Here is a 10,341-nt window from a genome sequence, read left to right as displayed (position 1 = left end):
GTCCGGCCAGGCGGCGCAGGCGCGCAGGCCGGCCGCGGCGGCGTGGGCCGAGCGGGTCGCGGAGAGCAGGTCGGGCACGGTCGGGCCGACCACCACCGGACCGGGTGCGAACTGGCCGATCAGCGCCCGGGCCGCGTGCACCGGCTCCTTCTCACCGCCGACCACGACCACCAGGCGCTTGCCCAGCACCCCGGTCAGCACGTTCAGCTTGGCGTACCGGGCGGCCCGCCGGATCGCCTCGACCACCAGCTCGCTGTCGCCGTCCGGCGCGCTGCCCATCACCACCCGGACCTGGCTGGGCTGGCCCCAGCCGAGCGCCGCGGCGCGGGAGAGCACGCCCTCGTCGGCGTCGCCGGACAGCAGCGAGTTGACCACCAGCGCCTCCAGCCGGGCGTCCCAGGCACCGCGCGCCTCGGCGGCCTGGGCGTACACCTGGGCGGTCGCGAAGGCGATCTCCCGGGCGTAGACCAGCACCGACTCACGCATGTCCGCCTCGTCGCCGGGGGCGGCCACCTCCTCGATGGCCTCCTCCATCACCTCGATCGTGGTGCGGATCAGTTCGACGGTCTGGCGCAGGGTGATCGCCCTGGTCAGCTCGCGCGGGGCGGTGCCGAAGACGTCGGTGGAGATCGCCTGGGCCGCGTCCGGGTGGCGGTACCACTCGGTGAAGGCGGCGATGCCCGCCTGGGCGACCAGTCCGATCCAGGACCGGTGCTCCGGCGGCATCCGCCGGTACCAGCCGAGCTGGTCGTCCATCCGGGAGATCGCGGCGGTGGCCAGCTTGCCGGAGGACTTCTCCAGCCGCTTGAGCGTCGCCGCCCGGCGCTCGGCGCGCTCGGCGGCGTTTCTGCGCTCCTGCGCGGTCAGGCGGGGTGCCGCGCGGCCGGGGCGGTCACGGCCCGGCCGCGCGGCCGGGCTCTTTCCGGTGGGTTCGGGTGCGGGGCTGGGACTGGGGTCGCTCTGGGAGTTTGCGGAAGCGGCTGGCACAAGGACAAGACTGCCTCACGTGAGTGACTGCTCGTGCACACCCCCCGGCGGAGCGCCGCGGTGGCGAGAGTCACACCCCGGGCCCCAGCCACTACGGTGGGGGCGTGAACGAAGCTCCCGACCGCCCCCGTGCCGACCTGCGCCGCACCGCCGAGCGCTACCGCTCCGCCCCGGCCGAGGGCGTCGAGACCAGGCACGCGTTCTCCTTCTCCGGCCACTACGACCCGAAGAACACCCACTTCGGCGCGCTGCTCGCGTGCAACGAGGAACTCCTCGCTCCCGGCGCCGGGTTCGAGGAGCACAAGCACCGGGACACCGAGATCCTCACCTGGGTGCTGGAGGGCGCGCTGGCCCACCGGGACTCGCACGGCCACAGCGGAGTGGTCCGCCCAGGGATGGTCCAGCACCTCAGTGCCGGCTCCGGCGTCACCCACACCGAGCGCAATGTCGGCGGCGCCACCGGGCCGGTGCGCTTCGTCCAGATGTGGCTCCAGCCGGACGCGTTCGACGCGCCCCCCGCGTACGGCCTGCGCAAGGTGGAACCGGCGGACGGCGGGTTGACGCTGCTCGCCTCCGGGCTGGAGCGCGACGCCGGGACGGACGCCCTGCGGCTGCGCCGCAGCGACGCCGCGCTCTGGCTGGCCACCGCCGGGCCGTGGCAGCCGCTGCCGCCGCTGCCCGAGGCGCCCTGGCGGTACGCGCACCTGACGGCCGGCTCGCTGGGCTACCGGACCGTTCCGGGGCCCAAGGGCGGCGGCCGCTCGATGGTTCCGGGCGACAGCGTCCGGATCACCGGCGAGGCCTTCGCCGACCCGGCGGCGGGCGAGACCGGCGCCGAACTCCTGCTCTGGGAGATGCACTCGCCGGTCTCGTACGGCTAGCGCCCCAGCTCTGCGAGCACCGCGTCCGAGAAGGCAGGCCAGGCCTCGACCGCCCACGGCCCGAAGTCCCGGTCGGTGAGCGCGATGCAGGCCGCGCCGGCCTGCGGGTCGACCCACAGGAAGGTTCCGGACTGGCCGAAGTGCCCGAAGGTTCCGGGGGAGTTGGCGGTGCCGGTCCAGTGCGGGCTCTTGCCGTCGCGGATCTCGAAGCCGAGGCCCCAGTCGTTCGGGCGGCGATGGCCGTAGCCGGGCAGTACGCCGCTGGTGCCGGGGAAGGCGACCTCGCGGGTGGCCTGCCGGACGGTGGACGGGTCCAGCAGCTTGGGCGCCTGGAGCTCGGCGGCGAACCGGGCGAGGTCGGCGACGGTGGACAGGCCGCCGGCGCCGGCCGGGGACTTGTGCGCGGTGTTGATCAGGGTGTCGGCCATGCCCAGCGGTTCGAACACCGCCTCGGCGACGTAGCGGGAGAACTCGATCCCGGCGGCCTCGGACAGCGCCCGCGCCAGCGCGTCGAAGCCCGCGTTGGAGTAGAGCCGGCGGTTGCCGGGCTCGGCGAACACCCGGTCCTCGTCGAAGCCCAGGCCGGAGGTGTGCGCGAGCAGGTGGCGGACGGTCGACCCGGGCGGTCCGGCCGGGTCGTCCAGCTCGAACACGCCCTCCTCGACGGCGACCAGCGCCGCGTAGGAGGTGAGCAGCTTGGTCACCGAGGCGAGCGGGAACAGGTGCTGCTGCGGTCCGTGCGCGCCCAGCACCGCGCCGTCCGCCGCCCGCACCACGGCCGTCGCGGCGTGGGGCACCGGCCAGTTCTCGATCATCCGCAAGCTCTCCATGAGCCCGACTCTAGTCGCCGGGAAATTCGTCGGAAAAGGTGGTGGCGGGGCCACCCGGATGTCGGGCTTGCTTGGAGTGCACTCCAACTCGGTAGCGTCGTTCACGTCGCACAGGACAGGGGAGACAAGCGATGGCCGCACCCGCACGCATCGAGATCGACCTGCGCAGTTGCTCGGAGGTGTTCAGCCGCCCGACGGGCGATCCGGACCGGACGCCGAGGCACACCATCAGCGAGGTCGCCGCGGCGAGCGGGTTGACCGACCACACCCTGCGCTGGTACGAGCGGATCGGTCTGCTGGACCCGGTCGACCGGGCGGCGGGCGGCCGGCGCCGCTACTGCGACGCCGATCTGCACCGGCTGGCCTTCCTGGGCCGACTGCGGCTGACCGGCATGTCCGTGGCGGACATGCTCAAGTACGTGGACATGGCCCGCCAGGGCGAGCGGACCTACCGGGAGCGGCAGCAGCTCCTGGAGGCCCAGCGCGAGGAGGTCCGGCAGCGGATCGCCGACCTCCAGGCCACCCTCGCCGTCCTCGACTACAAGATCGATCTCTATGCCGGGAAGGCCGCCGACGGCGTCGGCGCCCCCGTCCAATGCCAGAACATCCGTGTAGAGGAAGAGCAGAGCGCATGACTCAGACCGTCCTTCCCACCGTCGAACTCGGCACCGGCGGCCCGCTGGTGGGCGTCCAGGGCCTCGGCTGCATGGGCATGAGCGAGTTCTACGGCCCCACCGACACCGACGAGGCGCTCGCCACCCTCGACGCCGCGCTGGAAGCCGGCGTCACCCTCTTCGACACCGCCGACATGTACGGCTCCGGCCACAACGAGGAGCTGATCGGCCCCTTCGTCCGGGCCAACCGGGACAAGGTGGTGATCGCCACCAAGTTCGCCATCGTGCGCTCCGAGGAGGACGGCTCCGTCCGCGGCATCAGCAACGACCCGGCGTACATCCGGACCGCGGTGGACGCCTCGCTGCGCCGCCTCGGCGTGGACGAGATCGACCTGTACTACATGCACCGCCGCGACCCGGCCGTGCCGCTGGCCGACTCGGTCGGCGCCATGGCCGAGCTGGTGCAGGCCGGCAAGGTGCGCCACCTCGGCCTGTCCGAGGTGACCGGCGCGGAGCTGCGCGAGGCCCACGCGATCCACCCGATCGCCGCGCTCCAGTCCGAGTGGTCGGTGTTCGCCCGCGACGTCGAGCGCACGGCGGTGCCGGCCGCGGCGGAGCTGGGCGTCGCCTTCGTGCCGTACTCGCCGCTCGGGCGGGGCTTCCTGACCGGCGCCTTCCAGGACGCCAAGGAGCTCTCGGCGGACGACTACCGCCGCACCAACCCGCGCTTCACCGGCGACAACGCGGCCGCCAACGCCGAACTGCTCGACCCGCTGCGGGAGATCGCGGCGGCTCGCGGCGTGACGCTCGCCCAGGTCGCGCTGGCCTGGGTGCACCGGCAGGCCGAGGTGCACGGGCTGGCCGTCGTGCCGATCCCGGGCACCCGCAAGCGCAGCCGGCTCGCCGAGAACACCGCGGCGGCGACGCTGCGGCTGACCGCCGAGGAGCTGGCGCTGCTGGAGCCGGTGGCCGGCCGGGTCGCGGGGAGCCGCTACGCGGACATGAGCTCCACCTCGGCGGCGCGGGAGTAGCGGGCACCTGCGGCCCGGGGGGAGCCGGCGGACGCTCCCCCCGGGGCCGGTGACGGGGTCAGACCGTACGGCCCGTCCAGGCGGCCAGCCGGGTGTGCACGTCGGCGTCCTCGGCGACCGGCCGGACGGCGGCGAACGGGACGCCCGGCACCCGCTGCTCGGCCGGCAGCACGAACTCGGCGATGGCCAGCGCGGTCCGCGCGAGGTCGTCGTCCAGGGCGAAGTCGTTGCCGAGGCCGGTGGCGATGTCCCAGGAGTGGGTCACCAGCTCCATCAGGTAGCCGCCGACCGCCACCGCGCCGGGCACCTCGCCCCAGGGGGCGACGGTCGGGCGGCCGAGCTTGGCGTCGTCCGCCCAGGCGGCGGCCACCCGGGTGCGGGCCCGACCCAGCGCGGCCGGCCAGCCCTCGTCCGAGGGGTCCTCGATGGAGGCCACGACGTCCTCGGCGTGGCCGCCCTCGCCCATGTACGCGAACCGGTGGATGCCGCCGACCACGTGGTTCAACAGCTGACGCAGCGTGAACTCGGCGCAGGGGGTGGGGCGGTCGAGGTCGGCCGGGGTGATCGTGGCGAACAGCTTCTCCAGCTGGTCGAGGGCGGTCAGGTACTGCGGGCGGGCATCCTGGACGGCGGTCATCTGCGCTCAACTCCCTGGTGTCGGGTGGTCTTTCGGGCTCGGAACGCAATCTCCCAGTAAAACCTGACAACTACCGTCAGGATTACTGGGATTCTTGGGACATGAAGGCCGACCGCCTGCTCTCGATCCTCCTGCTGCTCCAGACCCGCGGCCGGGTGCCCGCCACCGAACTCGCCGAGCGGCTGGAGGTGTCCGTCCGCACCATCTACCGCGACGTCGAGTCGCTCTCCGCCGCCGGGGTGCCGGTGTTCACCGAGCGCGGGCGGCACGGCGGCATCGGCCTGCTGCCCGGCTACCGCACCGACGTCACGGGCCTGACCGCGGACGAGGCCAGGGCGCTGTTCGTGCTCTCCGCCCAGGGCGCGCACAGCGACCTCGGGCTGGACGGTGCGCTCGGCTCGGCGCTGCGCAAGGTGATGGCGGCCCTGCCCGCCCCGCACCGGCCGGCCGCCGAGCGGATCAGCGAGCGGATCCTGGTCGACCCGGCCCGCTGGATGCAGACCCCCGGCGCGGCCGGCCCCGCCATCGGACCGGACCTCGGGGAGCTGCAGTACGCCGTCTTCGCGGACCGGCGGCTGCGGCTGCGCTACCGGCACAGCGGCGCGCCCGCGCCGGTGGAGTACACCGTCGACCCGTACGGGCTGGTGAGCAAGGCCGCGGTCTGGTACCTGGTGGCCGATCTGCACGGCGAGCCGCGGCTGTTCCGGGCCGACCGCGTGCTGGCCGCCGACACCACCGAGGAGGCGGTGCGGCGCCGGGCCGGGGTCGGGCTCGGCGATGCCTGGGCGGTGCTGCGCGAGCAGGTCGAGCGGTTGCCGAAGGACGTGCCGGTGCGGGTGCGGGTCCGGCGTGGACGGCTGGACATGTTCCTGCGCATCCACGGCGGCCGGGTCACCGCGCCGCCGCCGGAGCCGGTCACCGGGCCGGCCGAGGAGTGGGCCGAGGTGGCGATGGCCTTCCCCGCCCCGGCGGCCGTCCGGTTGCTGCTGGCCTTCGGCCCGGACGTCGAGGTGCTGGCCCCGCCGTCCGCCCGGCGCGAGCTGGCCCGGGCGGCCGCGGACGCCCTGCGGCTGTACCAGGACCAGCCGGCCTAGCCAGGGGGCGTTCTCCCGGGCTTCAGGAGCCGGGGTTGGCCCGGACCACGTCCTGGTAGTGGCCGAGCGAGATCGCCGCGAAGTTGTGCAGGCTGTCGGTGCCCTCGGTGAAGTAGCCGTTGTGGCCGGCCGCGCGGGCCGAGGAGATCTGCTCGGAGCCGAAGCCGCTCGCGGTCGGGTCGGCGCCGTGGCCGAGGCCGCCGACCTCCAGGAACGGCACGTTGCCGATCCAGTCGCTGGGGTTGCGGGTGGCCCAGACGTGCACGCCGGCGCCCAGCTCGGTGGTGCTCTGCACGCCCATGCCCGGGCTGCCGAACACGACCAGGTCGGTGATGCCGGAGGTGTCGGACGGCGAGGCGGCCGCGCGGGGGATGTCCGGGGCGGCGTTGCCGCAGACCACCGAGCCGTACGAGTGGCAGAGCAGCGACGGCGGCGCGTCCGGCCGGGTGGTCTCCTTGAGCCCGGCGAGCAGCCGCTCCAGCCGGGGCGCGGCGACGTCCGCGAGCCGGGCGGTGGCGGCGTCCGGGCCGAGGCCGGAGGGGGTGACGTAGCCGGTCCAGGAGATCACGGCGGTGCGGGTCTTCGGCGCCTGGCGCCGCTCCTCCGTGAACAGGGCGCGGGCCATGCCGGCCGGGGAGCGCAGCGGGTCGGCCGTCTGGTCGTGGTGGCCGAGGTCGGCGTCCGAGCCGGGGACGAGCACGGAGATCCGCTCGGCGTCGGCGAGGTCGCCCCACACCTCGGTGACCAGGCCGCGGCCGCGCGGGTCGAAGGCCAGGATCTGCCGGTCGGGGGCGAGCAGGTGCTCGACGTCGTTGGCACGGGAGACGGCCAGCGCGCGGGTGTCGGAGTCCAGTCCGCGGTCGGCGGCGCGGGCCCGGGCCCGGTCGCGCTCGGCGGCCAGGGCGATCCTGTTGGCGCGGTAGCGCAGGTCCAGCGGGGCGCCGTCGTAGTTGCCGACGACCAGCGGGTACTCCTGGATCAGCCGGTCCAGCTCGGTGGGCGCGAGCGAGGCGAAGAACCCCGCGGCGGCGGCCGGGGTGGTGGTGGCCGGGTCGGGCAGGGAGTGGCCGAAGGAGTGGTCCTGGACCCAGGCGGCGCTGCCGGCCGGAGGCGTGGAGATCGCGAGCTGTTCGGAGGAGACCGCGGCCGCGGCGGCGGAGGCTCCGGCGTCGGCGAGCACCGCGCAGCCGGCGAAGGCCCCGATCAGTACCCGCTTCCAGCGTCGACGGTTGCGCACCGCACCAACTCCCTTGGGGCCCGTCACCGTTTCGCGGGCGGTGCCCGGAGGGTGCGATGGCTCTGCTGACTTCCCTGCGCAAGCCTAGGGGGCCCGGAGGGACGGCGGGAACGCCTAAACTGTGGGATGGATCACATGAACCGGAGGTGTCCGTGCGACGTCTCCCAGTGGTTCGGGCGGTGGCCCGCGCGGCCGTCCGGCCGGGCCGTACTCAGGCGTCGAACTCGCGGACCAGGCGCTTCGGTGCCGTCCGCCGCCAGGCCTCGGTGACCAGGTCGCGCAGCTCGTCCCGGTCCACCAGGTCCAGCCGGACGCTCACCCAGCCGTGCCGTCCGACGTACGGGGCGGAGGAGAACACCTCGGGCTCGGCGGCGAGCAGTTCGGCCTGGTCCTCGGGGGAGGCCTTGACGGTGACGCGGTCCCCGTCGGGCGCGCCCATCGCGAAGATCCGGCTGCGGACCCGCAGCGTCTCGATGTCCCAGGTCGGCTCCCGGGCGGCCTCCGGCAGGGCCATCGCCATCGTGCGGAACTCGTCGAACGTCACCATGGCGGCAGGGTAGGGCAAGGCGCGGACAACGTGCCCCCGGCGCGCGGCACGGCGCACCGGGGGTGGGTGGCGACGGGCGCAGGGCGTGGACCGGTCGGTCCACGCCCTGCCGTCTGTGCCGTGCTGCGCCGCCCGGAGCGGCTCGCCTCCGACGGACCGTCACACCACGCCCAGCGCGTACGCCGCGAACAGCGCCGCTGCCGCCCCCGCCACCGCCTTGCCACCTCGGGACAGGGCCGTCCAGGGGCCGTCGAACCGGCGGGTGAACCAGCCGACCGCCACCAGCACGGCGCCGAACAGCGGCAGCAGCGCCAGCCGGGCGGCCACCCAGCCGAGCGAGTCCGGCGCGGTGGTCAGCCCCGGGACGGCGCCCAGGCCGGCCGCGCCCGGCACCGCGACCGCGAGCATCGCGCTCTGGTGCCAGCAGAAGATCGTCATCGCCGACAGGTTGACCACCACGACCGGCAGCCAGAGCAGCGGGCGGCGGGTCAGCAGCCGGCCCAGTCGCTCCCGCAGCAGCACCGCGGCGCCGCACTGGAACGCCGCCAGGGCGAGCACCAGCAGGGACGGCGGGTGCGAGTTGGTCCGCGCGGCCCCGGGCACGCCGACCATGCTGGCCGGGTAGTGGAAGACCAGCAGCAGCGCGGCGAACAGCGCGCCGCCGCCGAGCAGCAGCACCCGGGCCGCCGGGCGGCCGAGCCGGCCCTGCGCCCAGAGCACGCCCAGCTGGTAGCCGAACAGCCAGCCGGGCAGGATGTTCAGCAGCGCGACCCAGGACGGCACCGCCTCGGCCCACGGCCCGTAGCGCAGCAGGTCGACGGCGGCGACCGAGGCCACCAGCAGGCCCGCCGACCAGCCGCCCAGCCGGCGCCCGGCCGCCACGCAGAGCGGGGTGAGCGCGGTCAGCCCCAGGTAGACCCCGATGTACCAGAGCGGCTGCACCACCAGGGTGGCGCCGGTGCGCAGGGTGTCCGCGGGGACGCCGAGCGCGGGCAGCAGCGGGACCAGCGCCGCCCAGACGGCCGTCACCCCGAGCACCGGGCGCAGCAGTCGGACCGTACGGGCACGCAGCCAGCCGCCGTACGTGACGCCCCTGGCCCGGGCCCGCTCCAGCGAACGGACCGAGGAGTGGCCGCCGACCAGGAAGAACACCCCGAGCATCTGGAGCACCCAGCTGAGTGGGGCGAAGAAGCCGAGCGTGGAGAGCGGGCTGGCGTTGTGCAGGGCGCCGTCGGGGGAGCGGGTGAGGCCGCCGAGCATCCAGTGGCCGACCGGCACGGCGAGCAGGGCGAGGGCGCGCAGCCCGTCCAGGGCGCGGTCGCGGTCGGCCGGGGTCCTCGCGTCGACCTGCGCGGCGGCGCGGCGCAGGGCGGTGAGGGGCCGGGGGGTGCGGGGGGTGGTGAGGGTGCTGGCCATGGTGGTGCTCCTTCCGGTGCGGGCGGTCAGGCGCGGCCGAGCGCGACGGCGGCGTAGGCGGCGAGGGAGGCGGTGCCGGGGGCGAAGTAGCCGTCGTGGCCGTGGGATCCGGTGGCGGGCAGTGGGCGGGCGCCGAAGCCGGGGGCGGTCGGGTCGGCGCCGTGGCCGAGGCCGAACAGCCGGACGTCGGGCACGTTGCCGATCCAGTCGGAGCCGTTGCGGGCGGTGGCCCAGAGCGGGACGCCCGGGCCGAGGTCGGCTGCCGAGTCGATGCCCATGCCGGGCGAGCCGAGCACCACCACGCCGGAGGCCTGTGCGGGGGTGGGGCGGGCCAGGCCGCAGACCACCGAGCCGTAGCTGTGGCAGAACACGGTGGGCGGGGCCTGCGGACGGGTGGTGACGGCGAGTCCGTCGAGCAGCCGGGTGAGGCGGGGTGCGCCGGCCCGGGCGAGGTCCTCGGTGGCGGCGTCCGGGCCGAGGCCGAGCGGGGTGGTGTAGCCGGCCCAGGCGATCACGGCGGTCTGCCGGTCGGTGGCGTCCAGGAGTGCGCGGGCCATGCCGGCGGGGGTGCCGTACGGGTTGCCCGTGCGGTCGAAGCGGAGCAGGTCGATGTCCGAACCGGGGACGATCACGGCGGTGCGGCGGGCGGTGGCGAGGTCGCCGTACACCTCGGCGACCTGGCCGCGGCCGCGCGGGTCGAAGGCGAGGATCCGCCGGCCGCCGTCCAGCAGGGTGCGGTAGCGCTCGGCGCGGGTGCGGGCGGCCTCGTGGTCCTGGGGGGTGAGGGCGGGGTCGGCGGCCCGGGTGAGTTCGTGGCCGCGCTCGGCGGCGAGGGCCAGGGCGTTGGCCCGGTACCGGAGTTCGACGGGCGCGCCGTCCAGGTTGCCGACCACCAGCGGGTGCCGGGCGGCCAGGGCGTCCTGCTGGGCGGGGCTCAGCCCGGCGAAGAAGGCGGCGATCTGGCCGGGCGTGCTGGTGGCCGGGTCGGGCGGGTGGAGGCCGAGTGCGGTGTCGGCGGTCCAGGCGGCGCTGCCGGGCGGCGGGCCGGTGACGGCGGTCTGGGTGTC

At 75.3% G+C, this 10,341-nt stretch carries 10 protein-coding genes and 1 pseudogene; 4 read left to right on the top strand and 7 right to left on the bottom strand.

Annotation, left to right across the window (positions count from 1 at the left end; translation table 11 throughout):
* Positions 1-867 (bottom strand): annotated as a pseudogene (locus KS423_RS27660) (PucR family transcriptional regulator); the annotation flags it as partial.
* A 224-nt stretch (positions 868-1,091) separates the two neighbouring features.
* On the opposite strand from KS423_RS27660, the gene KS423_RS27655 reads away from it, so the two are divergent.
* Positions 1,092-1,868 carry a pirin family protein gene (locus KS423_RS27655; protein ID WP_224282496.1) on the top strand — a complete coding sequence of 259 codons (777 nt, stop codon included), beginning with the start codon at positions 1,092-1,094 and terminating at the stop codon, positions 1,866-1,868.
* Here the strand turns inward: KS423_RS27655 and KS423_RS27650 are convergent.
* The gene (locus KS423_RS27650) at positions 1,865-2,698 is read right to left on the bottom strand and encodes a serine hydrolase (protein ID WP_224282495.1); all 834 of its coding nucleotides are present in this window, start codon (positions 2,696-2,698) and stop codon (positions 1,865-1,867) included. The two genes, KS423_RS27655 and KS423_RS27650, sit on opposite strands and share 4 nt — an antisense overlap.
* 131 nt (positions 2,699-2,829) lie before the next feature.
* Here KS423_RS27650 and KS423_RS27645 point away from each other — a divergent pair, with 131 nt between their 5' ends.
* Positions 2,830-3,333, top strand: a complete 504-nt coding sequence (locus KS423_RS27645) for a MerR family transcriptional regulator (RefSeq protein WP_224282494.1) — start codon at positions 2,830-2,832, stop codon at positions 3,331-3,333.
* On the top strand, positions 3,330-4,343 hold the full coding sequence (locus tag KS423_RS27640) for an aldo/keto reductase (RefSeq protein WP_224282493.1): 1,014 nt from the start codon (positions 3,330-3,332) through the stop codon (positions 4,341-4,343). Before KS423_RS27645 ends, KS423_RS27640 begins: the two co-directional genes overlap by 4 nt.
* 58 nt (positions 4,344-4,401) lie before the next feature.
* Here KS423_RS27640 and KS423_RS27635 read toward each other — a convergent pair whose 3' ends face one another.
* Positions 4,402-4,980, bottom strand: coding sequence for a TIGR03086 family metal-binding protein (locus KS423_RS27635; protein ID WP_224282492.1), 579 nt, complete (start codon positions 4,978-4,980; stop codon positions 4,402-4,404).
* A gap of 101 nt (positions 4,981-5,081) precedes the next feature.
* Here KS423_RS27635 and KS423_RS27630 point away from each other — a divergent pair, with 101 nt between their 5' ends.
* On the top strand, positions 5,082-6,074 hold the full coding sequence (locus KS423_RS27630; protein ID WP_224282491.1) for a YafY family protein: 993 nt from the start codon (positions 5,082-5,084) through the stop codon (positions 6,072-6,074).
* A 22-nt stretch (positions 6,075-6,096) separates the two neighbouring features.
* On the opposite strand, the gene KS423_RS47535 is transcribed toward KS423_RS27630, so the two are convergent.
* The 4 genes from KS423_RS47535 to KS423_RS27605 form a co-directional block, all read right to left on the bottom strand.
* Entirely contained in the window at positions 6,097-7,311 is a 1,215-nt protein-coding gene (locus KS423_RS47535; protein ID WP_308020255.1) for an alpha/beta hydrolase, read from the bottom strand.
* A gap of 211 nt (positions 7,312-7,522) precedes the next feature.
* Entirely contained in the window at positions 7,523-7,858 is a 336-nt protein-coding gene (locus tag KS423_RS27615) for an MmcQ/YjbR family DNA-binding protein (protein ID WP_224282490.1), read from the bottom strand.
* Between the two features lie 159 nt (positions 7,859-8,017).
* Positions 8,018-9,274, bottom strand: a complete 1,257-nt coding sequence (locus tag KS423_RS27610; RefSeq protein WP_224282489.1) for an acyltransferase — start codon at positions 9,272-9,274, stop codon at positions 8,018-8,020.
* 26 nt (positions 9,275-9,300) lie between these two features.
* Positions 9,301-10,341, bottom strand: a 1,041-nt coding sequence (locus tag KS423_RS27605) for an alpha/beta hydrolase (protein WP_224282488.1), incomplete at its 5' end; no start/stop codon positions are given.

The organism is Streptomyces sp. LS1784 (assembly GCF_020103755.1).
Classification (GTDB): domain Bacteria; phylum Actinomycetota; class Actinomycetes; order Streptomycetales; family Streptomycetaceae; genus Kitasatospora.
This window is presented reverse-complemented; position numbering and strand designations above follow the sequence as displayed.